This window comes from Enterococcus sp. DIV1726a, assembly GCF_051710985.1.
In the GTDB taxonomy this organism is placed as follows: Bacteria; Bacillota; Bacilli; order Lactobacillales; family Enterococcaceae; genus Enterococcus_B; species Enterococcus_B hirae.
The window spans coordinates 779,280-803,326 of sequence record NZ_JBIOLS010000001.1 but is presented as its reverse complement, the minus strand read 5'-3'; the positions used below and the strand labels follow the sequence as shown (position 1 = coordinate 803,326).

Sequence of the window (24,047 nt, the reverse complement as noted above, 5' to 3'; positions counted from 1 at the left end):
ATTGCAATGAAGCAAAAAGCTAGCTGACCCAAGAATAACTTGTTTCAACTAGCTCTTATCTAAATATTTAATGTCGGCGTGCCACTCTTGATAGAGAGCCGTCTGTCGTTTCCCTCGTTTGTTGATTCGCTATTTTCCGCTTGTTTGCAACGTTTTTTAAATCATCATATCGGTGACTTGCCATTCCCAATAACAGATAGATGATAGGTACCCACGGAAAAGAAGTTAAAGTATCTTCCATAAAGGATTGGATCATCACTGCAAAGAATGCCCATAAAAAGGTTACTTGTCCATTCGATAAATCTGCTTTTAAGGTCAATCGACCTACATAGATTAAGACTAGTACTCCTGCGATGATGACACCCAGCAATCCATATAGATTTAAAAATGAATTATAACTATTGTGATTTCCTAAAAATTGATTTCCACGTTGAAAAATGAACGGTTTCATTCCAACCCAGACTTGTTCGCTTTTTTCTGAAATAGTCTCATAGAATTTCAACCAAATTTCTTCACGACCAGTAAAGAGATTTAGATGCTCGGAATGAGCTGCTAAGTAAGAAACTGGCAACGCAAAAATCGTGACAATCATGTAGGCTAAAAATGGCGCTCGTATTATTTTGAACAATTGTTTTGGCCAAATATCCAGTAAAACAAATACGATCATCGCAACTAAAGCACCTTTTGATTGACAGACCCAGATACCAATAATCCCAGCAATCACACTCGGAAATCCAACGAATACCCGAACATACCAGCGCTCAAATGAACTGGCAAACCCACTGATCAGTAAGGAGAGGGTCATTAAAGTACTACCAATCGTATTCGTGTTGATCCAAATATCGGAAACTTTATTATCAGGCAACCAAATACTTTCACCATCAGGAATTTTTATTTCAGTAAAAATGCGGTATAACGTAATGCCAAGAAAGACATAACATACTAAAATAAAAATCGAACGATCTAACTTATCAAACTGAATCCATTTAACCGTCAAACAAAAGACTATGATTAGCGGGATCAAAAGATCTACATTCATAGAACTTGCTCTTACTTCACGGAAATGATCAAACAAAAAATAAATAAGCATTGCCGCTGCTAAAAAAATAAAGTCAGATCTTCGTCCTTTATATACGTTTAAAATAAATAAAATGACAATGCCAAACGTAACAAATTGCGCACTGTTGTCATATAAAAAAAGCGCTTGAGCATTGCCTAGGCCTGCTGTCCATACAAAATAAATAGCAGAAAGAAATAGAATCAGTAATCCAACACTCATTTTATTTATTAATTTTCCAATAACCGTCTGAATAATCTCCATCCTCCTTTCATACTGTTTTATTATACTGTTTTTTAAAAACAAACGGCAATGCTATTTTTAGATTAATTGATAAAAAACTCACTTTTAGTGCTTCATCCAGTCTTTTTAAAAGAAAAAACATGGAACCTAAAAATAGGTACTGAGCAATTTCAGAAGAAGCAGTAAAGAAATTTACTTCCTTACACTCCCATATCAATTACTCAATACCTAATAATTACTTTCTCAACCGCCTGTATACGACCATTCATCTACTTGGTTATCCGTATTATTCACAGCATTATTGGCTGTAGATGGATCGTTTTCAGGATAGGTTACTTCAAAAATCATATAACCATCTTTATCAGGACCGTATAGTTGAGTGAATTGTGCTTGGTACAATTGATTATAATCAGTTAACGGGCGTTTGCTGACCACGTATTTGATTCCAAGCTTTTCAGCATCTTTAAAGTTGAGGGTCACAGAAAACATATCTGGACGATCTAAAACAAATGAAGTTTTTTCTTTAGCAATAAAGGCACGTGTGTGGGCATATCGATTATAATATTTTTCATATTTTTTATCTGGATCAATTTTAGCCCATGCCTTCATGTCTGGATAAAAGCGTACCGAATTAAAAGCTTTTACGCCTAATGTTGGTGTAAAGTTATACAGCTCATCTTCTGTTAACCATACTTGTTGTGGATCTGCCTGATCAATTGCTTTTATCTCTTTTGCCAGAGTCTTTTCAAAGATCGCACCAGTTCCTTCTACAACTGGGTTCACAAAGAAACCTGAAGCTACAATCAAAGCGATAAACGAAAGATAGAACAATCGACAACGTCGAAACAGAATAAATGCCAGGATTAACGTACCAACAATCACGATCATGGTGATCTCAAATTCGGTAAAGTATTTTGTCATTTTGGAATTGACCAAAGCATACGTAAAGATTCCCGCGTTCGCCAACAATAGGAAAAATTTATACCATGTTGGGATCACATCTTCTTGCCAAATATAGGCAATAAACCATATGGTTAAGAGGCAAGCTGCAAAACTAAAGGTTAAGATTGCTCTAAAAGGTGGCACGTAAGATAATAAAGTGAGTTCAGCGAGCCATTTTGGTAATCCTAAAGTAATCCAATAAATTGAAAACAGACAAAAGAGCATTAAAATCCGTCCAAACAGTTTTTGTTCACTATTTTTTTTACCGAATAAAACAAATGGGCTTGCTAAAAAGACGGTCGGGAAGAAATGATAAAACAGAGCAACTTCAGAATTATTAGAAAAATTGATATCTTTAAACGAAATTTTCCAGTTTGTCAGAAAATAAAAGAACTCTCCTAAATGCCATTTTCCTCCTGTACTTACTCGTTTTCCTGGATATAAGGTATTTAAAGAAGCCAGTAACGCATCTTTAGAGGTTAACCAAAAGTGGATCAGTACGCCACCTATAAATAATATTGCCCCAATGATCAGTACTGCATCAAACCAATCCCAAGTGATTCGCTTCCCATAATAGAGCAATAACCCAACAAAATAAAAGACAAGTAAATAAGCAAGCATAACTTGATGGGCTGGATAAATCACCAGGATAAAGCCTAGACCAAATATGACGATCAAACTCATCATCATTGCTCGTACCCATTTTTTTTGATGTTGGTAAAAATAATGATAAAAAGCAACCATTAGTCCTAATGTGAAGAAAATCAAATCTCCCACGTGTTGCATGAACCACCACTGGACTGCTGGTGAGAAAGTTAAGGCAAAGGCGCCTACGAGTGATAAAGCTTTTTTTCTTTTTGTCAAAATCATTAAAACTTCATACCCCAATAAAACCATGACCACTAATTTCATTGCCCAATAAAACGAAAGCCCACGATCTCTTCCCAAGAAAAAGAATCCCCAATTGAATGGTTTACCAATAACTGTGATATCTTTAACAGGAGAATTATAAGCAATGATCATATTTTGTCCATTTAAGGAATAATCGGGATTTACTAAAGGATAGTCATTTTCAGCTTGTGAAAGATAAAAAGGTGTTTGCACGAGCCATTCATCTGAACGAACTTCCCTATTTTGCCCGAAGATGACATCAGTTTTCTTTCCGTCATCTCGTTGCGATACATATTTATCCCATACACCCAATGAACTACCATTCAAATTAAACGTCACAATAACTACAATGACTAGCAATCCGATGAGGTAACGAAGTTTTAGAAAGACATCAAGAACAGAATGATCTGTGCGCTCAGGCTTCACGGCTGTTCGTTGCGCGCGTCTTGTTTGTTTTTCCATGCGATTCTCCAATTTCTAGTTTGTTCTTTTTTTACGGAAAAACAAGTTTGCTATTTCAAACTTTCAGCTGCTTCCAACATTTTTGCTAATGCTTCTTGCCATGTCGGAATGACAAAGCCTAGATCTTCTGCTTTCTTTAGACTCATCACAGAATATTGTGGGCGAACTGCTTTTTGTGGATACTCTGCTGAAGTGACTGGTGCTACTTCGACATCCGTATCTTTTAAGATTTCTTTGGCAAATTCATACCATGAACAGCTATTTTCATTGGATAACTGATATACGCCATAAGGTGCTTGTTTTTCAATCACATATACCATAAATTCAGCAAGTGTTCGAGTCCAAGTTGGGCGACCATATTGATCATTGACAATAGTTAAACGATCATGCGTTTCGGCTAAACGTTGCATTGTAAAGACAAAATTATGTCCATAAACACCAAATACCCATGAAGTACGGATAATATAATAGTCTTCTAAGATTTCTTGAACTGCTTGTTCCCCTAGTAATTTTGTGCGACCATACTCATTCAATGGGTTAGTTGGATCGTCTTCGCGGTATTCTTGGTCTTTCTTTTTGCCATCAAAGACATAATCTGTACTGATATATACTAATTTAGCATTCACTGCTTTTGCAGCCAATGCCACATTTTTAGTTCCATCAACGTTAATCTTCTCATCTAATTCTTTGCCTTCTTCTTCTGCTTTATCAACGGCTGTATACGCTGCACAATGAAAAATAATTTCTGGCTTTAAGTTTGTAATATACTCCATTGTTTTTTCTGCATCAGTAATATCCAGCTCAGCAGCATCAGTTGACACATAAGCCATTCCTTTTTCATCTAATAAATGGCGTAATTCCGTTCCAAGTTGACCATTTCCTCCGGTTAATAAGAACATTCTGATCTCTCCTCTTTTTTGTTTTAAAAAGGGGTCTGCAACATCTGTCACAGCTCCCCTTACAATTGCCAATAAACAATTCCTATTTTTATACTAATTTTTTTCTGCACGTTTTACAACTTCATGCGTGTCTTTTTTACCCGAATTTTTTGAGAGTTCCTTAAATCCGGCTTATCATCATTTATTGACCATTTTTGGCATAGGCTGCTTCCACAGCTTCTTTTTCTTTCTTCCACCAATCTTGGTGTTCTTCATACCATTTGATTGTATCAGCTAAACCATCACGGAAGTTGGTAAATTCAGGTTGCCAACCTAGCTCCTCACGTAACCTTGTCGAATCAATTGCATAACGTAAATCATGTCCTGCACGATCGTTGACATGGTCGTAAGCATCTTTGGGTTGTCCCATAAGTTCCAAAATCAATTCCATGACTGTTTTGTTATCTTCTTCCCCATCGGCACCGATCAAATAAGTTTCACCGATTTTTCCTTTAGTCAAAATCAACCAAACCGCAGATGAATGGTCATTCGTATGGATCCAATCACGAACGTTTTTTCCTTCACCATATAGTTTTGGACGTATACCACTTAAAATATTAGTAACTTGACGAGGAATAAATTTCTCAATATGTTGATACGGTCCATAGTTGTTTGAACAATTTGAGATCGTTGCTTGCAACCCAAATGAACGAACCCAAGCTTTCACTAATAGATCAGAGCCCGCTTTAGTTGAAGAATATGGACTTGATGGATTATAAGGTGTTTCAGCTGTAAATTTTTCCCCTTCGCCTTCTCCATGACCTGGTAAATCTTCACGTAAAGGTAAATCCCCATACACTTCATCGGTGGATACATGATGGTAACGAACATTGTATTTACGACAAGCTTCTAACAGGGTGTACGTACCAATAATATTGGTTTGGACAAAAGGAAATGGATCTTTTAGCGAATTATCGTTATGCGATTCTGCTGCATAGTGGACTACGGCGTCTGCTTCTTTGACTAAACGATCCACTAATTCTGCATCCGCAACATCACCAACGACCAATTCTACACGGTCACTAGGTAGCCCTGCTAAGTTCTCTTTATTCCCAGCATAAGTCAATTTATCTAACACCGTAACATGAACCTCTGGATGATGATTGACCACATAGTGGACGAAATTTGAGCCGATAAATCCGGCACCACCAGTAACAATGATATTTTTCATATAAAAATTCTCCTTGCAATCCTAAATTTCACCATAAACAAATGGATTTTCTGCTTCAAACTCTTTTAAAGTTGGATGATGCTGATCCTTTTCAGACATAATCGCTTTGGAAAGATCGATAGGCCAATCAATCGCTAAGTCTGGATCATCAAAGGCAATCCCACCATCAGCTTGTGCATTGTAGTAATTATCACATTTGTAAAGAAAATTGACATTTGGTGTCAATGTCACAAATCCATGAGCATAACCTTTAGGCACCAAAAGTTGTCGATGGTTGTGTTCAGATAAGATAAAGCCTTCCCATTTACCATAGGTTGGACTTCCTTTACGAATATCGACAATCACATCTAAAACAGCGCCAGAAGTTACCCGAATCAGTTTCGTTTGTGCTGCTTCTCCTTTTTGGAAATGCAGTCCGCGGATAACACCAGCTTCTGCCGATAATGAATGATTATCTTGAACAAAATCAAAATCTAAACCATGTTCAACAAATTTTGCTTTGGAATAACTTTCGGTAAAAAAGCCACGATGATCACCAAAAACATCCATTTCAATGATCTTCACATCTGTTAAATTAGTATCAGTTACTTTCATTACTTCAGACTCCCTTAATTGTTGGCCAACTGTAAGAGATATTGACCATATTGATTTTTTTTCAACGGTTGAGCTAATGCAAGTAATTGCTCTTTAGTGATATATCCCATTCGGTAGGCGATTTCTTCTAAGCAAGCTACCTTGAGATTTTGACGTTTTTCAATCGTTTCAATAAATGTGGATGCCTCTAGAAGAGATTCATGCGTGCCAGTGTCTAACCAAGCAAAACCTCTACCCATCAATTCAACAGATAGTTTTCCTTTTTCTAGATAGACTTTGTTTACATCAGTGATCTCTAATTCACCACGTTCAGAAGGTTTGATGTTTTTCGCAATCGAAATAACATCATTATCATAAAAATATAACCCTGTTACTGCATAATTTGATTTTGGTAGCGCAGGTTTTTCTTCGATTGACAGAGCCCGCATCTTTTCATCAAATTCTACAACACCAAAACGTTCTGGATCATTAACGTGGTAACCAAACACTGTTGCTCCAGTATCTTTAGAAGCAGCGCGTTGAAGCATTTTAGATAAGCCACCACCGTAATAGATGTTATCTCCTAAAACTAAGCACACACTATCATCACCGATAAATTCTTCACCGATAATAAAAGCCTGTGCTAGCCCATCTGGACTTTCTTGCACTGCATACTCAATTTGTAATCCTAACTCTGCCCCATTACCAAACAGTTCTTTAAATCTTGGTGTATCTTGAGGAGTAGAGATAATCAGGATTTCTTTGATACCCGCTAGCATTAGTGTAGACATTGGATAGTAGATCATTGGTTTATCGTAGACTGGCATCAACTGTTTTGAAGTTGCCTTAGTTAGAGGGTATAAGCGTGTACCACTTCCCCCAGCAAGAATGATTCCCTTCATGAGTATAAATTCTCCTTTTCAATTTAAAATTCACCTTGTTATTATCTCATCAAACTTGTTATTTGTCATGGAATTATTAACGATTTAACTATCTTTTATTAATTCCAAACCATTTTCTCTTCACAAGCGCCTTGATCAGATTCAACCGCCAGGTAATTTTTTGGGTTAGTTTAGTGTTTGTTTTGATTTCACTCACATTAAAATCATGTCTACGATAAAGTGTCAATGTTTCTCTAATAAACCCAACACGAGTTCCACCTAACATTCCAATCCACATATCATGCATTGGTACTTCAGAAGGAATCGGTACTATTTTTTTCTTTAATGAAGATCGAAAAGCCATGCCGGCACCGATATAATTACTCCGAATCAAATTATTGAGCCAGCCTGTTCGGGAATGCCGATAGGAAAAATACGACGCGTGTATCTCATTGAGTTGACCATCCACAATCACTAGATCACTCACTACTACTAATTGTTGCGGATTTTCTTCAAAATATGCGGTGATCTTAGCCACCTTATTAGGTAGCCAAACATCATCTTGGTCTGCTAAAAAAATGATGTCACCTTTAGATTGTTGAATGGCATGGTTGAAGTTGGCAATGACACCTTTCCTTGGTCCTTCAACAAATTTGATTCGATTGTCTAGTTGCGTGTATTCCTTTATAATTTGACAAGTTTCATCTGTCGATCCATCATCTGAAATAATCAATTCATCCTCAAGTGTCAGTTGGTTTAAAATACTATCCAATTGTTCTCTTAAATATCTGCCACCATTAAAGGTAGCCATACAAACTGATCGCACAAATTCACACCCTTCAGTTTTCAGTAAATGATTGTAATGTCAAACGCCATATTTTACGATTTCTGACTGTTAAAAATTGTTTTACTGTACGTAACAATAATTGTTTTCGATGACGCGGTAACATTTCTTTATCATAATTTTGATAAAAAGTTTTTTCAGCTTTCAGTATCGACTGATACCTTGTAACAGAAACTTTCTGATAATCAAGAACTGAAAGATCATGTTCCATTTTTTCAGGTAAGATAAAAACCGTCTTTTTGAACTGATAGATCGTCCAAAAAAGCCAATGATCCAAGAAATCAAGGGGAAAATCTAAATTAAAACCGCCAATTTCCTTTAAAAATTTGATAGAAAAAACAGCGCCCGAATTAATCGCCATGATTCGTCTTTGACTGAGCTGTGATCGCTCAACCTTTTCAACTTGACGATTGATATAGCGATCCGCAAAAACAGGCGATATTTGGTTGCTTCCAGCATAAACCAACGGAACTGCTGCAACCAATTCATCTGTCCAATCAATCGTTAATAGCGTATCAAAATACGTTGCAGTCAATTGACTATCATGATCGAGTGTAACGAAATAGCGAATATTCTGCTGTGCATGATTCAACGCATAATTATAAGCCGTAGCCAGACCAGGATTTGATGGATCATGATAGTAGCTTATATCTTCGTTTTGTTCTAATAATGGCTCCAATTGCATAACGGGACTATTATCGTAAACAACCAGTTGAATCTTCTTCTCTTTGACAGCTTTCATGAGCAGATCAAAAGAAGGCGATTGACTAAAACGCTGCTGGTATAATACGATAACGACTACTATTTTGGGTATGGTCAAAAGAAAGTCCACCCCCACTTATTGAAAAATTTCACCATTGACTGTAAAAAGATACGAAAAAGTTTAAAATTGCGATGAGCGCCTTTTCCATATAAATGAACAATCGTATATAACGGCGTATAAAGGAGTTTTTCTCCTGCTTTTTCAAAAGTTAAGCAAAGATCATTATCTTCAAAATACATAAAATAGCGATTATCAAACCCGTTGACTTTTTTAAATTTATTGACATCAACGACCATAAAACTACCAGAGATCATACGCACGTAGCTATTGGTTGTTTCTGACAAATCATGGCATTCGAATTTTGCTAAACGTTGAGCAAACAACTGCTTGACAAAACGAGCCGGAATAAACCGCAATACATAATCGAATACATCTAATTTTTGGCGAATCAAATGTTGTGTCGTACCATCTTCATTCAATATTTTAGGTGCTAACATGGCACATTCTGGATGTTCCTGCAAAAGTTTGACCAAATCAACGACTGTCTGCTGATCCACCAGAATATCTGGGTTAAAGATCACAGCATAAGAAAAGTCACTCGTTAATAAATTATGGTTATGTCCATAACCAAATCCTTTATTTTCCTGATTAAAATAGATTTTGACAAACGGATACTTTAGATATTCTTTCAATCGTTCTTGGTAGTCAATCGACGAAGCATTATCGAAAATCAAGATCTCAACCATGGCTTGGTCATTTATGCTGGCTAGAAGCGTATCTAACGTTTGAAAAATCTTTTGACTATTAGCCGTTACGATGCTAATTAAAATCGGTTGTTTTTGATTTATTTTCATTAGTGTCTAGTCCATTTCCTTTTATATTTCTGTATGACTTGTGTTCGATATTCTTTATTGCCTAAAAAACGTAAAGTTTTAAGAATGTACTGATGCTTCTCGTTGATCAATCCAATCAACTCAAACAATAAAATAGCCGCAAATAGCATCGAAACGATCAAAACAATCGAACCGAGACGCCCAGTATAGTTCATGATCATGGCAGTAAATGAAAACATCAATGCCATAGCATAAATGGTCAAAACTGCTCCTTTATGCGTAAAACCTAGACTCAATAATCGATGATGTAGGTGTTTTTTATCTGCTGTAGAAAAAGAGACACGGTTCGCTTTTCTGCGAATAATCGCAAAAAATGTATCTGTTACTGGAACGCCCATCACAATCAATAATGAGATAGAAGAAACAAATGTTACATTCTTCAGACCTTGTAGAGAAAGAACAGCCATCATAAATCCTAAGAACAATGCCCCAGTGTCTCCTAAGTAAATTTTGGCAGGATAAAAATTATAAGGAAAAAAGCCAATAATGCTTGCCACTAAACAGAATATGACGATTGGTATGTATACTGTAGAAGCATGTAGGAAAAAATATCCGATAATACCTATTGTAATCAACCCGATCAACGAGATTCCGGTTGCCAAGCCGTCTAATCCATCAATCAAATTAATTGCATTAGTGATACCGAAAATCCAAAAAATGGTCACAGGAAAACTCAGCCAACCCAATTCGATATAACCAAAAAAGGGCAATGTTACTGAATCAATGTGAATATCTGCCACAAAATAGACGATCAACGCTGCTAATAAGATCCCGACGGACTTTTGTTTAGGCGTCAACTCGTATTTATCATCCAGTACTCCCGTTAGAATGATCACTAAGGAAGCTAGTAAAATAGGAATGATATAAAATTTGGGAATGATGTCACGAAAAAACAATAAGGTGGATACGACAAATGAAATAAAAATGGGTAGTCCCCCAGCTGAAGGCATAGGTATTTCATTAATACGTCGCGCATTCGGTTTATCCACCATTCCGGTTTGGACAGAAATAATTTTAAATATGGGCGTTAGTACTAAAGATAACAAGATTGTTAAAAAAAATTTGACAACCATACTAAATGAAACAAGCATATTGGCACCTACTTTAATTAAGAGTCTAGAATTATTATAAAACACTCAAGCAATAAAAACTCGCAGTTCTATTTTTTTTTATGAGAAAATTTATTTTTGAAACGAATCCACCATTTATTTGTAGAAACTCGTCTTTTCTTGATTTCGTTACCTGTTATGTATTCTTGCACAACAGCATTGATGATTCCGCCAAATATAATGATTGTAGCAGCAAAATTGAGCCATAGCATCAAGACGATGAAACTCCCGATGATTTGGTATCCACTGACTCTTGTTGCAAAGTATTTTGCGTAGATTCCAAACACCTGAGATAGCAACATCCAGCCGACAGTAGCAAAAATCGTTCCCGGAATCACTGCTTTTAGTTTTAATTGCGCATTCGGTACTATCACATAAATCAAAAACATAATGATAAATAAGACAACTAAGGTAATCGGCCATTTCAAAGTTTGGAACTGGATGATCACATTGCCAGAAAAATTAAAAATCGGTTGGAGCGCTTCAAGTATCATTTGACCCAGTCCTAAAAAAATCGTTACGCCACTAATCGCAATCATGAAAAGCAAAATCACTACTAATGAAAAGAAACGGACGATCAAAAAATTCTTTCTATTTTCTACACCATAAGCCTTATTCATGGCAATTTGTAAAGCGTTGATACTTTGACTGGCAGACCACAAAGCAGCTAAAGCAGATAACGACAACAAGCCACCGGAACTTTGCGTTAACAAATTTCGAATTGCAGGACCGATAAACTGATAGACCGTCTCAGGGATGATTTGCCGCACATAAGTCAATACTGTCTCTTGATCGATCTTTAGAAATGGCAAAATATTACCAAACGCAATAATTAGGGGAAATAAAGACAATAATAAATAATACGCCACAACAACTGACGTGGTACCCATTTCTGAATCAGTGATCCGTTTTTTTGTTGTTGCAATAAAACGCATTAAATTCTCATTTTGCTTTATTTTCCCTAATAATTTCATCAAATTCTCCTTATTGATCTAGCTTCTCAATACGTACCTTCTTCACCTTGAGAAGTTAAGATTCTTGGTCCATCTTTCGTAATTGCCAGTGTATGTTCATATTGGCAAGACAAGCCACCATCTCTTGTATAAGCAGTCCAGCCATTTGGATCCATTTTCATTTTCCAAGTTCCAGTATTAACCATTGGCTCAATGGTAATAACCATCCCTTCTTTTAACCGTAGACCTTTTCCTGCTTCACCATAATGAGGGACAGCAGGTTCTTCATGGATCGTTGGACCCACACCATGACCAATAAAGTCACGGACAACCGCTAAGTTTTCACTTTCAACATAAGTTTGGATAGCATGACCAATGTCGCCAATTCGGTTCCCAACTTGCGCTTGTTCGATTCCCAGATACAAAGCTTTTTTTGTCACTTCCATCAAGCGGTCAATTTCCGGTGTTGACTCTCCCACTACATAAGCCCAACAAGAATCAGATATGCCGCCTTTTAAATCGATACACATATCCACTTTCACTAAATCGCCATTTTTCAGCGGTTTTTTACGTGGAAATCCATGACAAATTTCGTCATTGATGCTAATACAAGTCGCATACTCATAGCCTTCAAATCCAATTTGAGCCGCAATCCCACCATGGCTTTCAATATAGTTACGAACAAAAACTTCAATATCCCAACTCGTCACGCCTGGTTTGATAAAATCTCGCAGATTTTTATGTACATCCGCTAACAACGCGCCAGACTCAGCCATTGTTTCAATTTCTCGTGCTGATTTCAATGTAATCATATTTTCGTCTCCTTTTTACAAATCTTCCTCATTTTACCATAGTGTCCGGTCGTTCGCCAAATCAGATTCTCTTCACATGACTTGTTTTCTTTTAGTAAAGGTTTTGGTATAATCTGTAAATGTTAGAGGATCATATATCAATAAGTAGGAGGCAACCCATGGCTTTAGCAAAAATCGTTTACGCAAGTATGACTGGCAATACAGAAGAAATTGCTGATATCGTAGCAGAAGCTTTTGAAAATTTAGATATTGATGTTGAAATCAATGAATGTACTCAAGTGGATGCAGATGAATTTGAGGATGCAGATATTTGTGTCGTCGCAACTTATACATACGATGATGGTGACTTACCAGATGAGATCGTAGACTTATATGAAGATTTACAAGAACTTGACTTGTCTGGAAAAATCTATGGCGTTTGTGGTTCTGGAGACACTTTTTATGATGAATTTTGTAAGTCCGTAGATGACTTCGATGCTGCCTTTGCGAAAACAGGAGCAGTCAAAGGAACAGAAAATGTTAAAGTTGATTTAAACGCTGAAGAAGAAGACATCGAAAAACTCGAAGCATTTGCTAAGGCGCTTGTTTCAAAATTATAGGCCAAAGCAGTCAGCTCACAGCTGAGAACTTTTGGCAAAACTTCAATTATTTGATAAAAAAAACGTGTGATGCTGGAGAGAGTTAGCGTCACACGTTCTTTTTATCATGTTTTTAGAAGCTTTTTTAATTTCAAAAAATCAATGTGTATGTTTGAGAAAGACTTTCGAGAAATACTTCAAGTAGTTTGTTTAATTCACTTGGATCGTTTCTTTCGTATTTAGCGTCGCATTGATGCTATCTTGGATCATTTTTTCAATTTGTTCCTTGGTCGGATGAATGATACTTGAAGACATCAGTGCCGCTAATCCTGTAGCGATGATCCAAATTGTGTTATGCAAAGACTCAATTTGTTCCGCAGATAGATCAGCATACTCTGGATCTTTCTTGACCGTCTCGACAAAATAATTATAAGAGAAGTTTTGCATCTCCCTTCCCCCACCATATTCTTCTAAGTACAGAGAACTGTATAATTTTTTCTCTCGATTGGCAAAATCAATATAGTTTACAGCTAAATCGATAATGGTATTTCCTGTATGTACAACTGGGAACACTTCATGCTTCAAGTACTCGTAAATCTGAGCAAATAAGGCTTGCTTCAGATCATCCATGTTTTTGAACTCAAGATAAATCGGTTGAGTCGAACAATTCATTTTATTTGCAATATTCCTTGCCGTAAATTTTGAAAATCCTTCTGTGGTAGCCACTTCAAAAGCGGCTGCCAAAATCTGATCTTTTGTGATCGTCTTTTTTCTTGCCATAATTTTTTAATCTCCTTGAAATTATTTATAACGCTTCCACTATTGATTAATTTAATTGTAACATGATTATTTTGTTATGCACAACTTGTTTTTTTATTTTTAAAAAATTACTTTAAAAACAATCAATTTTATAAATTCTAGACATCATTTAGAAGAACATCCATTTTTTTATTTTACGATTCTGGCAGATTGTCTCTAAAAGAATTAAATGTTATCATACAAATAGCTATTGGATGAAACATTAGGAGGAAATGGATTATGTTAGAAAATTTTAATGAGAACCTCGAAAAATATGCACGATTAATTGTTGAAACCGGCGTAAACGTCGAAAAAGACCATACAGTTGTTTTACAAATCAACGTCGATCAAGCCCCATTAGCTCGCTTGATCACCAAAGAAGCCTATCGTTTAGGTGCAGCTGAAGTGATCGTACAATGGACGGACGACGTGATCCAAAAAGAATTTCTTTCTTACGCTGCACAAGACCGCCTTGAAACTGTTCCACAATATAAAATTGATCAGACTGATGATTGGATCGCTAAAGGCGCTAGCCGAATCAGTGTTGTATCTGCCGATCCAGATGCTTTTGGTGGCGTAGATGGAAAACGAATCGCTACGTATCAAACTGCCGCTGGCAAAGCAATGATGAATCTAAGAAAAGCGACCCAAGCAAATAAAGTAAGCTGGACTGTAGTCGCTGCGGCTGGTAAACAATGGGCAGCTAAAGTTTTCCCAGATTTACCAGAAGAAGAACAACTGGATGCGTTATGGGATCAAATTTTTAAAACAACTCGTATTTACGAAGAAGATCCTGTACAGGCTTGGAAAGAACATGATGAAAAATTAGCGAAAAAAGCTGCTGAATTAAATCAAGAACAGTTTACTGCCCTACACTATACTGCCCCTGGCACAGATATCGTCATTGGCCTACCAAAAAATCATCTTTGGGAAGGCGCAGGAAGTTACAACTCCCGTGGAGAAAAATTCATGGCAAATATGCCTACTGAAGAAGTGTTTACTGCACCTGATTACCGACGGATCGATGGTTATATCTCTAGTACAAAACCATTGAGCTATGCAGGTACGATCATCTCAGGGATGAAGTTTACTTTTGAAGCTGGAAAAGTCATTGATTTTTCTGCTGAACAAGGTCAAGAAGTATTGGAAACCTTGCTCAACACTGATGAAGGCGCACGCTCATTAGGAGAAGTAGCGCTCGTTCCCGATCCTTCGCCAATTTCTCAATCGGGTATTATCTTTTACAATACGTTATTTGACGAAAACGCGTCGAATCACTTAGCTCTAGGATCTGCGTATGCCTTTAGTGTCGAAGGTGGTACTGAAATGACCGATGAAGAACTTGTGCAAGCTGGTCTTAACCGTAGTCAAACCCATGTTGATTTTATGGTTGGTTCTGACCAAATGAATATTGACGGTATCCGTGAAGACGGTTCTACTGTTCCAGTATTTAGAAATGGTGACTGGGCTTAATCTGATAAAACGATACAAAAAAAGAGGAGAAATCTTAAACGACCTCCAAAAGTTAGATTTTTGGTCTAACTTTTTGGGGTACTACAGACTTCTTCTCTTTTTTGTGATGATTATTTCTATTACAGACAACACTTTTCCCTGCTGATCACTGAAAGATGGTCGAATAAGCGATTTTTTGATCCTGTTGTTCAAGTTTTTTATAAAAATTATTTATACTATCTATCACGAAATTCTATTAATACATTTTCTGTTTTTTGATAAGATTGACAAAAACAACATTCATTATTAAAAATTAGAAAAAATGATGGAGAGATAGTATGCCTTTTATTGTTTATTTTTTTGTCTTACTATTAACACTTTATATCCCTCTGCCGACTGTATTATTATTTTTTCATCGTTTAGCTAACCAACATGATATGCTCACGACTATTCACAAATTCATTTTACTATTTTTGGTTTGTTTAGATTATCGGTTCAGTTTCTACTGTATTTATCAATGTAAAATAAAGAAACAATACTACTTGTACCTTATCTTGATTAATATTATCGAATTAGGCATCCATTTTTATTTACTGGTCAAATACCAAACAGTTTGCTTAACTATCATCACTTTGAGCCAGTTATTATTGCTTATTTGTATGTTTACTTTTCCTTTATCAAAAAAATTTAGAAAAGCTGTCTTTCATTCACCAGAAAAATCGAATGTAGCGTAGAAAACTATCTTGGTCCCACACAAACAAAAAAACCTGAACCACAACGGTTACAGGTTTTTAACGTTCCTGACTGGAATTGAACCAGCGACCTATCGCTTAGGAGGCGATTGCTCTATCCTACTGAGCTACAGGAACAAGTTCTCAATAATATTATTTTAGCTTGTTTAAGAAGCACATGCAAGCTTCTCTTAGAAAAATCATTTTTCTTCCTAAGCAAAACGTTTCCACTAGCTTTTGACGAGTGATAAAATAGAATTATCCAACAAGTGATGAGGGAGGTTTTATTTATGAAAGACAAACCAAAAGAAGAAGTATATGCTGAACGCTTTGATGCTTCTAAACAAGAACGAGAACAACTATCAAAAGAAGCCATTAAACAGCATGAAGATGAAAAACCTCAGAAAAAAGAAAGTCGCAAATTCAAGTTTACTAAAAAAGAAGATTTGCTGTAGAGAAATGAGATAAATCAGTGGCAAAAAAGCAATCTGATTTTCAGAATGATATCGAAAAAATTTCAAAATAGCTTTTTATACGATAACGCCCTCCAAGAATTCGTCGAAAACCTTGGAGGGCGTTATATGCGTTGAGCAACAAATATTTTACGTTCATTTTAAAAATAATCATTTAGAATAGGTTGCTGGCTTGGAAAGCATGGCGCCATTTCTAATAGAGCTTCAGTTGACAATTGGATGTGATCGTAAAAAACAAGTTCTTCCATCTGACGATACCCCATTAATAATTGAGTCATGCGTTGAATGGTTCCACTGATGGTTGGTAATTTTGTTTCTGTTACTTTTTCAATTTTCACCCCTGCATTTGATACAGTGATCTCAAAGATCCCTTCATTCCACTGTGCGTAAGGATCTTCTGTTACCTCTAAAGCAAAAGTGAGCGCTTGTTTTTTGAAAGGATAGTCTTTCAAAAACAACTCAAGATCAACAATTCTGCCCATCATATATGGCGTGATCGTCATTTGGGCAAACGGGTTTTTAAGCAAATAATTTTGATCACTACCTGAATAACCACAAGCATAGTCAAAAGAAGCAAACGCCCCACTATGGGAACTAACAAACCTCACTAATCCTTGAAAGGCTTCATGACTCAAATAGCCCCATTCCACTACTACAAATGTTGGTGCCGTTAACTTGTAAACCACATATCCCGCTGCTTGACCAGATTCATCGTAATACAGCGCATAATGATTATCTGTCTTTTGCTTAAACTTATAAGTATACCACCAGTCTTCTCTACTTAATCCACCACGTTGATTTGCTGGCATTTGTTTATAAATCATTTCTATGACTTCTCTTGCTTGTTCAAAAGTCACTCGTTTCATTTTGCCAGCCGTCTTTTTCACGTTCGGTACATCTCGACTATCCAATTGATAATTGATTTTATCAAACAATTGCTCATAACCGTAACGACGATAAAATGGGTAAGAAAATGGAGCAAGATAAGAAAGACTTACTTTTCTTTCACGGCAATCTTTTAAGATTTTTTCCATGATTTGATTGATCCCACCTTGTCCCCTAGCTTCAGGATAAGATGCTACATAACCGATTCCTGCCATTAAATACTGTTGCCCATAAAATTCAACAGAAAAAGGCGTCGCCATTACTTGGCTAGTGAGTTGCTCTTCCTCGTCAAAAAAACCATAATTCCATGAATTTTCAACGATCAGTTTGAATCGTTCACGTCTTGCAGGTGTATCCTGCGCATTAAATGCATAGGTTGCTAGTTCAAACATCGCTTCTTGATAAGCAACACCAAGTTCTTTTACTTCATTTGCCATTTTTGTTACCCCTTCCATCAAAAACAATAAAAAATTGTGTCAAGTTCAGTGATCCAACCATAGTCACTTTATCAAAATAAAAATGTTATTTCAATAAATCACTATTTAGCTGAATCAACTGCTTCTTGCCACAATTAGTTTTTTACTAGTAAGTTTCTTCGATCATTACTAACATTTTTTTGAAGCGACGTTTTTTAAAATACATCAACATCGTTCCTAAAATCATATCATTTAATTTTTGTAGCATCCCATATGATTGCATTTGTTCCGTATAACGTACTTCGCAGGTTTTATCATCTAACGCTTTGATTTGATAATGGACGACATAATCATTTTTTGTGGTAGATGTTCGAAATTTATACGACTGATTTTCAATAACTTCCTCGATCTTGATGCGAGCGCGGCTATTTTGTGAGAATTGTTTGACGTATTCAAGGTTTTTAAGTTGTTTACGAGTAACCGATTTTCCAGTCGCTTTACGTACATCAAAAAGGACAGAGTCCATCACTTTATCATAGAAAAAGGATGCTGGAATATTTAAAGTTTTAACGATTTCCATTAGCTATTTTTCCCCTTTGCTTCTTCTCTTTTTTTCCCTTTTAAAAAGAAATGTATACCTAAACCTGCCAGAAATAGTCCTGTAGCCATACTATACAAATCATAGTTTTGCGAACTAGGATTTAAACAATACAATACGATCAGTGAACCAATACTACATAAAAATAAGCCGTTTTTCATCATTTTGAACCCTTCCTATCTTACAACCAGTTAAACTGCTGTTGCTTGAAAATATAAAACAGTGCCCCATGGTTGTGCTTTGATTAATGCTTTTGCTTTTTGTGCTGCTGCTTCTTTATCTTGTGCGCTCGTCTCAAAAAACAATTTGATCCCTTGTTTTTCTTTAAATGTATATGAAAAGCCATCTTCATTGTAACCTTCTAATAACTCTTTGATAGCATCTTGTTGCATGGCACTTGCGATTGAAATCATTTTAGTTCCTCCTAGATTATTGTTTAGAGAGCAGAAGCAAAAAATGCTTCTGCTCATTGATTTTTATTGTTCGCCTGCTGCTGGATCCATCTTATTCGCTGAGATAACGAACGGTGCCCAGATCAAGAAAGTAACGATCATACATACTAATGTCACGATTGGCGCACGCCAGTCTGCTCCGGTAGCTAGGAACGAGAGTAAGAATGGTGGAACAACCCACACGACTGACTGCGATACTGGGGCGACCAAACCAAAGTAAGTTGCTCCCCAACCTATAGCTGTTGCAACAACAGGTGCTAATAAGAATGGGATGAACATGATAGCGTTCAATACAATCGGTAAACCAAACATAACTGGTTCATTGATATTGAAAATACCAGGTCCGATCGACAATTTAGCAACTGTCAAATAATCGGCACGTTTAGAAAGGAGTAAAATAGCAATCAATAGAACGATCGTACCACCAGAACCCCCGAACCAAGCGAAGGCATCAAAGGATCCACGAACCCACATATAAGCCTTACCATCTTCAATTGCATCTAAGACTGCAGGTGTTCCTGTTTTGCCATTGTAACCTTTTTGGAAAATATCGATATTGATCAATTGTGCTTGACCCCAAATTCCTTCTAAAACTGGAGCTAACACGTTTGGTCCATGAATACCAAAGAACCAGAAGATCTGAACAAAGACCGTAACGATCAAAACAGCACCGATTCCTTGAGATAATCCCAAGAAAGGTTCAGCGATATATTTTTGAACTAAATCAATGATCAATTGTCCGTCAGCGATACGGCCAACGATATAATTAATAATAGCAATGACATATAAAGCGATCGTTGCTGGCAGAATTGCGGCAAAAGCCTTCGATACTGCTGGTGGTACAGAATCTGGCATTTTGATCGTAATGTTGGCTAACATTAATTTACAGAAAATAATGACAGAAATAGCACCCATGATCATGACTGTGAAATAAGAGTTTCCATTTAAATGATCAAGTTTTAGCCAACCCCAAAGACCAACAGATAAATTTCCATCCGCGATCGTTGCCCCTAATTCTGTTCCATTGATGGCATCAACGATATTTTGAGGAACATTCACGTTCAAAGCGGCTGACAATGAAGGACCAAAAGAAATTCCTTGGATCAAAGTTGCCAGACCAACGATCCCTCCGGCTAGGTCATTGACCCCATAAGCTCTCGCAAGATTGTATCCCCAAGAAAAGGCAAAAATCAAGCCGGCAATTGCTAAAGTTCCATTCCATACAAATCCATTAATTCCAATAATAACATTTAATACTGCAAAAATTCCTTTGTCCGCTGCTAAACTATCTGCATACGTACTATTAAATTGCTGTGGTAAATCTCGAATAATTGCATTGATCATTACAGCGACTGATCCCGCCATTGTTGCAGGTAAAGTACCGATAAAAGCGTCACGCAAAGCAACTAAATGTTTCTGCGCGCCAATTTTTGCGGCAACCGGAAGGATGTATTTCTCCATCCAACTTGTTAATCCGTTCATTTTTATATCCTCCTATAAGTTGTTTATATAAAGAATTGCTTCCTCATACCAAATTAAAAAAATCCGTTCAAAATTTTTTCTTCTTCCGTTCAAAAAAGAAGGTTCTATTTTCGTTCATCTGTCTTTATTCGACATTGATTCTTCGGTAAAGTTCAATAAGTTCTTCTGCTAAATCAGTAAAAGCAATCGACGTCATTAAATGGTCTTGACTGTGTACGGTCAATAACGTGACCTGAACATGGTTTCCTTGTGCTTCTTGTGTCAACATTTGCGTCTGTGAATGATGGGCTTGGACTAATGATTCCTTTGCATCCATTATTTTTTGATCCGCTAACTCGAAATTACCTTTTTTAGCCGCAGAAATCGCTTCCATTGCATCGCTCTTGGCATTACCACCAAACATGATGAGTCCCATGATGGCTTCGAGATTTTGTTGATCTTCCACATTTTTTCCTCCATTTCCTATAGATTTATTGCATCAAATTTTCGGCTTGTTCTAGTACTTTTGCACCATTCATCATGCCGTAATCTTGCATATTGATTACATCTAGCGGAATCCCTTTCGGTGCTAATTTTTGCTCAAATTGAGCTTTCATAAACCGGACTTGAGGTCCTAAAAGTAAGACATCGACATTTTTTGCTTCAAGATTATTATCAGCATCTGAAGCTGAAACAGCAAAAATATCTGCCTCCATTCCTTTTTCTTCTGCAGCTTTTTGCATTTTCGTAACTAGCAAACTTGTACTCATCCCCGCAGAGCATACTAACATAATCGTTTTTTTCGCCATTTTCTCCACTCCTTTTAATTTGTTTTACACATTTTTATAATGCAAGAAGCATGCCAAACAAAAAAAGAACCAAAATAGCGTTTTCATAGCCTTTGGTCCTTCTTTTCTGTGCGCACACTGGTGATATCTGTGTAAAAAAATAGATTAGTGTGTTTTATTTTTTAATTTTATTTTCAATAAACATTTGCGTTAAGAAGGCAATCTCATTTTCTGGGATATTCACCTGATATTTCCGTTCCAATCCAATAAGATTCGTTCGAACGATGTCCATTTCTAAACGATAAATTTTTGAGAAAGTAGACAGATTCTCAAATTCTCGGGTCTTCTCATGCTTGATCAGTCCATCTAGTAAAAAGGCTAAATGAATCACGATCCCAATATCTACTCCTGGCTCTACTATAATTGAGAGATCCGTTTGGATTTGCTGGATGTTTTTTTGTAAAGAATGGATCAAAAGCTCTACCGAAGAAATCGAATTTAAAGAATCTTTTAATGAATCAACGATTTTGGCAGTTGGAACTTCATCATCAGCGATCCGCTTGAGCATATTCAATTTCTCATCGTTGAAGACATCATACGCTGAGAAAAACGGAATATTTTGGTAATCCACATCTACCGTGCCCGCAATGGCTTTGATCTCATATTCTTCTAATAATGCATCAATGTGTCGCTTAAATGATTCTCGTTCTAAAAACTGCATTTGGATCACTTCGACCTTTTTCTGGTCGATTACAGGAACAATCCGCTGGTATAATTTAGCTGCTACACCTTCCCCAGTAAAACAAGTAACGATCACCGCTTTTTTACGTTCATAGGTCTCAGTTTGTTCTTCTTTGAATTGGTCCTTGACGATCGTTTCAAAGGATATCTGGATACTTTGATAGATATCTTCCAAGCTCCGACCAACATTCGCCATCCGTAATGCCTCAATCACGATCATCGTACTACTCATTGTAATTGCTTTCGTTTTGATTCCAGTCTCTTCAAAAATCAAGTCACCAAAGGTATTTAAAGAACCCATATCCGTCAGTAAGATCAATCCATTCGTCAGACTTGCCTGACGATTTTGAACATAAGCCAGCACTTCTTCATACATCGTTTGGACTTCCATGGCTAACGGCATATTAAATGCTGTACCTAATTTCGTTCCTAATAATTCTTGCGCCATTTCCAACATACTTGAGGCGGTTTGTCTGCCGTGCATCAAAACTAAGACCTCAACTTTATTTTCTTTTACTGGTTCACTTTCGCCAAGATTAATGGAAAGAAACATACTGATAAAACCAATTTCGTCAAACGGAATTTCAATTTGTTGTTCTTCTTCAATGATCGTAGATAAATCAATGGCTACTTGAAATTCCTTTTTAAAATTTTTGCGTACGTTGTTGAGATCAGGATGAACAATCATGTGTCCTTCTTTGACCCGATCCAATGTACTTTGCAAATGAAGGGCAAAGGCAAATCGAGCTTTTTCATTGTAGATTCGATCCAACCTAGCTTCTGCAACATCGTATAACTCGTTGGTTAACCGCCAAATGTCATCTGGCAACAGATCTTTTGGAATCGTACTCTTTGTCAACTCTTTGACATAAGTTTGGAAATAAGCATCCACATCTTTCGAGATCAAAGTTTCTAAATCAATACTTTCGACACCCGTTTCTGATAAAGAAAGCATTTTTTCTTCGATATCATTATAGACCTGCATGTTTCGTTCTGGATCTTGTGACCAAACAACATCAGCAAAACCAGGCTCAAAAGTCAGGTATTGACTCTTACTATCCATAAAGCGATCCAAACGTTCAGGTACTTCTTTGATTTTCAATAACCCTTTTTGTACTTGGAGAGACAGTTCTTCTTTACGAATAATCAGTTTTTCTTCATTATGTGTCCGATAATGTAAAAATGACTTCGCACACACTAATTTCAAATCACGCTTGACTTGTCCGATATTTCCTTCTGCATCATAAAGCATAAATGCCAAAATGGCTTCTTTTTCGATATCAATACGTTGATTCAAACGATTGGCCTCTTGTTTGATAAATAAAGAAATGATTTCATAACGTTCATCTAATGAACGAGAAGCCAGATTTGGTAATGTGATTGCCATAGGAATTCGGCGATTAAAGGTTGTCAAAAAACTTTCGGATGACTCGGTGGTTGCTCCAATGATCTGAACAGATGCTTCATGGACGTGGGCGCTTTCTCCCAACGGACGATAGACCCCTTTATCAATAAAAGTAAACAACATTTCTTGTCCTTCTGGTGGTAAACGATGAATTTCATCAAGAAACAAGATCCCACCATTCGCTTTCGCAATCAACCCTTGACTATCTTGCGATGCCCCAGTATAAGCTCCTTTTTTGATTCCAAAAATATGTCCAAACAGTAACTGTGGATTCTGCGCATAATCCGCACAGTTAAATGAAACAAAAGGTGCATCTTCTGAGAGCATTTCAGAATCAATCGCAAAATGATACATACATTCTGCAAACATCGATTTACCCGTTCCTGTCTCACCAAAAATGATTGTATGCAATCCTCGAGGAGGATATAATATGGCTGCCTTAGCTTGCTGGATGCTTACTTTCAAAGAATCATTTTCACCAACTAGTGTATCAAACGTCACTTGGGTCGATGCATCAACGTGAACTTTGTCAGAGGCTGTTTTTTGCGGAGGCAATGAATAGACGACTGGTCTGCCGGAACTTTTGATAATATAGCGGTCTTTATAGAGATCGCTGAGATATCGACTTGCATTACTTCGATCGATTTTTAGATGTTTTGCCACATCACTTGCCGTCAATCCTTGCTGTTTCTCATGCAATAGATCCAATATTTCTTCTTGTCTTTCGTTCATACAAT

General features: G+C 36.7%; 25 protein-coding genes and 1 tRNA gene. 4 read left to right on the top strand and 22 right to left on the bottom strand.

The window, feature by feature from the left end; genetic code table 11:
* Positions 1 to 67 precede the first annotated feature (67 nt).
* From IGJ27_RS03710 to map, 12 genes are all read right to left on the bottom strand, one after another.
* Positions 68 to 1,321, bottom strand: a complete 1,254-nt coding sequence (locus IGJ27_RS03710; RefSeq protein ID WP_088775038.1) for an EpaQ family protein — start codon at positions 1,319 to 1,321, stop codon at positions 68 to 70.
* A gap of 222 nt (positions 1,322 to 1,543) precedes the next feature.
* A complete protein-coding gene (locus IGJ27_RS03705) occupies positions 1,544 to 3,595 on the bottom strand; it encodes a DUF7657 domain-containing protein (RefSeq protein ID WP_081115122.1) in 2,052 nt (683 codons plus the stop codon).
* A 50-nt stretch (positions 3,596 to 3,645) separates the two neighbouring features.
* Positions 3,646 to 4,494, bottom strand: a complete 849-nt coding sequence (gene rfbD, locus IGJ27_RS03700) for a dTDP-4-dehydrorhamnose reductase (RefSeq protein ID WP_014834184.1) — start codon at positions 4,492 to 4,494, stop codon at positions 3,646 to 3,648.
* Positions 4,495 to 4,675: 181 nt separating this feature from the next.
* A complete protein-coding gene (gene rfbB / locus IGJ27_RS03695) occupies positions 4,676 to 5,704 on the bottom strand; it encodes a dTDP-glucose 4,6-dehydratase (protein ID WP_010719743.1) in 1,029 nt (342 codons plus the stop codon).
* A gap of 21 nt (positions 5,705 to 5,725) precedes the next feature.
* The gene (gene rfbC / locus IGJ27_RS03690; protein ID WP_010719744.1) at positions 5,726 to 6,298 is read right to left on the bottom strand and encodes a dTDP-4-dehydrorhamnose 3,5-epimerase; all 573 of its coding nucleotides are present in this window, start codon (positions 6,296 to 6,298) and stop codon (positions 5,726 to 5,728) included.
* A 14-nt stretch (positions 6,299 to 6,312) separates the two neighbouring features.
* Complete coding sequence (gene rfbA / locus IGJ27_RS03685; RefSeq protein ID WP_053766099.1) at positions 6,313 to 7,179, bottom strand: glucose-1-phosphate thymidylyltransferase RfbA; 867 nt, start codon at positions 7,177 to 7,179, stop codon at positions 6,313 to 6,315.
* 88 nt (positions 7,180 to 7,267) lie between these two features.
* Positions 7,268 to 7,984, bottom strand: coding sequence for a glycosyltransferase family 2 protein (locus IGJ27_RS03680; protein WP_081128594.1), 717 nt, complete (start codon positions 7,982 to 7,984; stop codon positions 7,268 to 7,270).
* Between the two features lie 13 nt (positions 7,985 to 7,997).
* Positions 7,998 to 8,822: a glycosyltransferase gene (locus tag IGJ27_RS03675; RefSeq protein WP_178306105.1), complete on the bottom strand. Its 825-nt coding sequence runs from the start codon at positions 8,820 to 8,822 to the stop codon at positions 7,998 to 8,000.
* Positions 8,819 to 9,619, bottom strand: coding sequence for a glycosyltransferase (locus tag IGJ27_RS03670; RefSeq protein ID WP_010719748.1), 801 nt, complete (start codon positions 9,617 to 9,619; stop codon positions 8,819 to 8,821). Before IGJ27_RS03670 ends, IGJ27_RS03675 begins: the two co-directional genes overlap by 4 nt.
* On the bottom strand, positions 9,619 to 10,749 hold the full coding sequence (locus tag IGJ27_RS03665; RefSeq protein ID WP_010719749.1) for a glycosyltransferase family 4 protein: 1,131 nt from the start codon (positions 10,747 to 10,749) through the stop codon (positions 9,619 to 9,621). Before IGJ27_RS03665 ends, IGJ27_RS03670 begins: the two co-directional genes overlap by 1 nt.
* Before the next feature lie 68 nt (positions 10,750 to 10,817).
* Complete coding sequence (locus tag IGJ27_RS03660) at positions 10,818 to 11,741, bottom strand: YihY/virulence factor BrkB family protein (protein ID WP_010719750.1); 924 nt, start codon at positions 11,739 to 11,741, stop codon at positions 10,818 to 10,820.
* A 26-nt stretch (positions 11,742 to 11,767) separates the two neighbouring features.
* Positions 11,768 to 12,532 (bottom strand): type I methionyl aminopeptidase, encoded by a 765-nt coding sequence (map, locus tag IGJ27_RS03655; protein WP_010719751.1) that lies wholly within the window; start codon positions 12,530 to 12,532, stop codon positions 11,768 to 11,770.
* Positions 12,533 to 12,690: 158 nt separating this feature from the next.
* Between map and IGJ27_RS03650 the strand changes: the two genes are divergently transcribed.
* Positions 12,691 to 13,131, top strand: a complete 441-nt coding sequence (locus IGJ27_RS03650; RefSeq protein WP_010719752.1) for a flavodoxin — start codon at positions 12,691 to 12,693, stop codon at positions 13,129 to 13,131.
* Between the two features lie 189 nt (positions 13,132 to 13,320).
* Here IGJ27_RS03650 and IGJ27_RS03645 read toward each other — a convergent pair whose 3' ends face one another.
* Positions 13,321 to 13,890 (bottom strand): TetR/AcrR family transcriptional regulator, encoded by a 570-nt coding sequence (locus tag IGJ27_RS03645; protein ID WP_010738183.1) that lies wholly within the window; start codon positions 13,888 to 13,890, stop codon positions 13,321 to 13,323.
* A gap of 258 nt (positions 13,891 to 14,148) precedes the next feature.
* Between IGJ27_RS03645 and IGJ27_RS03640 the strand changes: the two genes are divergently transcribed.
* Both IGJ27_RS03640 and IGJ27_RS03635 read left to right on the top strand, forming a co-directional pair.
* On the top strand, positions 14,149 to 15,381 hold the full coding sequence (locus IGJ27_RS03640; protein ID WP_081128590.1) for an aminopeptidase: 1,233 nt from the start codon (positions 14,149 to 14,151) through the stop codon (positions 15,379 to 15,381).
* A gap of 317 nt (positions 15,382 to 15,698) precedes the next feature.
* Positions 15,699 to 16,094: a hypothetical protein gene (locus tag IGJ27_RS03635; RefSeq protein WP_081128588.1), complete on the top strand. Its 396-nt coding sequence runs from the start codon at positions 15,699 to 15,701 to the stop codon at positions 16,092 to 16,094.
* 61 nt (positions 16,095 to 16,155) lie between these two features.
* On the opposite strand, the gene IGJ27_RS03630 is transcribed toward IGJ27_RS03635, so the two are convergent.
* Positions 16,156 to 16,229 (bottom strand) — tRNA-Arg (locus tag IGJ27_RS03630).
* A 152-nt stretch (positions 16,230 to 16,381) separates the two neighbouring features.
* On the opposite strand from IGJ27_RS03630, the gene IGJ27_RS03625 reads away from it, so the two are divergent.
* Entirely contained in the window at positions 16,382 to 16,546 is a 165-nt protein-coding gene (locus tag IGJ27_RS03625) for a hypothetical protein (protein WP_010719756.1), read from the top strand.
* A 158-nt stretch (positions 16,547 to 16,704) separates the two neighbouring features.
* Here the strand turns inward: IGJ27_RS03625 and IGJ27_RS03620 are convergent, their stop codons facing one another.
* The 8 genes from IGJ27_RS03620 to IGJ27_RS03585 form a co-directional block, all read right to left on the bottom strand.
* Entirely contained in the window at positions 16,705 to 17,886 is a 1,182-nt protein-coding gene (locus tag IGJ27_RS03620; RefSeq protein WP_178306106.1) for a GNAT family N-acetyltransferase, read from the bottom strand.
* Between the two features lie 145 nt (positions 17,887 to 18,031).
* Positions 18,032 to 18,445, bottom strand: coding sequence for a DUF3284 domain-containing protein (locus IGJ27_RS03615; RefSeq protein WP_010719758.1), 414 nt, complete (start codon positions 18,443 to 18,445; stop codon positions 18,032 to 18,034).
* Complete coding sequence (locus tag IGJ27_RS03610) at positions 18,445 to 18,627, bottom strand: DUF3188 domain-containing protein (protein WP_010719759.1); 183 nt, start codon at positions 18,625 to 18,627, stop codon at positions 18,445 to 18,447. The genes IGJ27_RS03615 and IGJ27_RS03610 overlap by 1 nt, the downstream gene beginning before the upstream one ends.
* Positions 18,628 to 18,654: 27 nt before the next feature.
* A complete protein-coding gene (locus IGJ27_RS03605) occupies positions 18,655 to 18,876 on the bottom strand; it encodes a hypothetical protein (protein ID WP_010719760.1) in 222 nt (73 codons plus the stop codon).
* Between the two features lie 63 nt (positions 18,877 to 18,939).
* Positions 18,940 to 20,397: a PTS sugar transporter subunit IIC gene (locus IGJ27_RS03600; RefSeq protein WP_034698839.1), complete on the bottom strand. Its 1,458-nt coding sequence runs from the start codon at positions 20,395 to 20,397 to the stop codon at positions 18,940 to 18,942.
* A gap of 124 nt (positions 20,398 to 20,521) precedes the next feature.
* Positions 20,522 to 20,842: a PTS lactose/cellobiose transporter subunit IIA gene (locus IGJ27_RS03595; protein ID WP_010719762.1), complete on the bottom strand. Its 321-nt coding sequence runs from the start codon at positions 20,840 to 20,842 to the stop codon at positions 20,522 to 20,524.
* A gap of 25 nt (positions 20,843 to 20,867) precedes the next feature.
* Complete coding sequence (locus tag IGJ27_RS03590; RefSeq protein WP_010719763.1) at positions 20,868 to 21,185, bottom strand: PTS sugar transporter subunit IIB; 318 nt, start codon at positions 21,183 to 21,185, stop codon at positions 20,868 to 20,870.
* A gap of 154 nt (positions 21,186 to 21,339) precedes the next feature.
* The gene (locus IGJ27_RS03585) at positions 21,340 to 24,042 is read right to left on the bottom strand and encodes a sigma 54-interacting transcriptional regulator (protein ID WP_034867831.1); all 2,703 of its coding nucleotides are present in this window, start codon (positions 24,040 to 24,042) and stop codon (positions 21,340 to 21,342) included.
* Between the last annotated feature and the right edge of the window lie 5 nt (positions 24,043 to 24,047).

What these genes read in the sequence shown, in the direction of transcription:
- IGJ27_RS03710 (WP_088775038.1), bottom strand. Translation starts at nt 1,321, where the DNA reads ATGGAGATTATTCAGACGGTTATTGGAAAATTAATAAATAAAATGAGT.
- IGJ27_RS03705 (WP_081115122.1), bottom strand. Translation starts at nt 3,595, where the DNA reads ATGGAAAAACAAACAAGACGCGCGCAACGAACAGCCGTGAAGCCTGAG.
- rfbD (WP_014834184.1), bottom strand. Translation starts at nt 4,494, where the DNA reads ATGTTCTTATTAACCGGAGGAAATGGTCAACTTGGAACGGAATTACGC.
- rfbB (WP_010719743.1), bottom strand. Translation starts at nt 5,704, where the DNA reads ATGAAAAATATCATTGTTACTGGTGGTGCCGGATTTATCGGCTCAAAT.
- rfbC (WP_010719744.1), bottom strand. Translation starts at nt 6,298, where the DNA reads ATGAAAGTAACTGATACTAATTTAACAGATGTGAAGATCATTGAAATG.
- rfbA (WP_053766099.1), bottom strand. Translation starts at nt 7,179, where the DNA reads ATGAAGGGAATCATTCTTGCTGGGGGAAGTGGTACACGCTTATACCCT.
- IGJ27_RS03670 (WP_010719748.1), bottom strand. Translation starts at nt 9,619, where the DNA reads ATGAAAATAAATCAAAAACAACCGATTTTAATTAGCATCGTAACGGCT.
- IGJ27_RS03665 (WP_010719749.1), bottom strand. Translation starts at nt 10,749, where the DNA reads ATGCTTGTTTCATTTAGTATGGTTGTCAAATTTTTTTTAACAATCTTG.
- IGJ27_RS03660 (WP_010719750.1), bottom strand. Translation starts at nt 11,741, where the DNA reads ATGAAATTATTAGGGAAAATAAAGCAAAATGAGAATTTAATGCGTTTT.
- map (WP_010719751.1), bottom strand. Translation starts at nt 12,532, where the DNA reads ATGATTACATTGAAATCAGCACGAGAAATTGAAACAATGGCTGAGTCT.
- IGJ27_RS03650 (WP_010719752.1), top strand. Translation starts at nt 12,691, where the DNA reads ATGGCTTTAGCAAAAATCGTTTACGCAAGTATGACTGGCAATACAGAA.
- IGJ27_RS03645 (WP_010738183.1), bottom strand. Translation starts at nt 13,890, where the DNA reads ATGGCAAGAAAAAAGACGATCACAAAAGATCAGATTTTGGCAGCCGCT.
- IGJ27_RS03640 (WP_081128590.1), top strand. Translation starts at nt 14,149, where the DNA reads ATGTTAGAAAATTTTAATGAGAACCTCGAAAAATATGCACGATTAATT.
- IGJ27_RS03635 (WP_081128588.1), top strand. Translation starts at nt 15,699, where the DNA reads ATGCCTTTTATTGTTTATTTTTTTGTCTTACTATTAACACTTTATATC.
- IGJ27_RS03625 (WP_010719756.1), top strand. Translation starts at nt 16,382, where the DNA reads ATGAAAGACAAACCAAAAGAAGAAGTATATGCTGAACGCTTTGATGCT.
- IGJ27_RS03620 (WP_178306106.1), bottom strand. Translation starts at nt 17,886, where the DNA reads ATGGCAAATGAAGTAAAAGAACTTGGTGTTGCTTATCAAGAAGCGATG.
- IGJ27_RS03615 (WP_010719758.1), bottom strand. Translation starts at nt 18,445, where the DNA reads ATGGAAATCGTTAAAACTTTAAATATTCCAGCATCCTTTTTCTATGAT.
- IGJ27_RS03610 (WP_010719759.1), bottom strand. Translation starts at nt 18,627, where the DNA reads ATGATGAAAAACGGCTTATTTTTATGTAGTATTGGTTCACTGATCGTA.
- IGJ27_RS03605 (WP_010719760.1), bottom strand. Translation starts at nt 18,876, where the DNA reads ATGATTTCAATCGCAAGTGCCATGCAACAAGATGCTATCAAAGAGTTA.
- IGJ27_RS03600 (WP_034698839.1), bottom strand. Translation starts at nt 20,397, where the DNA reads ATGAACGGATTAACAAGTTGGATGGAGAAATACATCCTTCCGGTTGCC.
- IGJ27_RS03590 (WP_010719763.1), bottom strand. Translation starts at nt 21,185, where the DNA reads ATGGCGAAAAAAACGATTATGTTAGTATGCTCTGCGGGGATGAGTACA.
- IGJ27_RS03585 (WP_034867831.1), bottom strand. Translation starts at nt 24,042, where the DNA reads ATGAACGAAAGACAAGAAGAAATATTGGATCTATTGCATGAGAAACAG.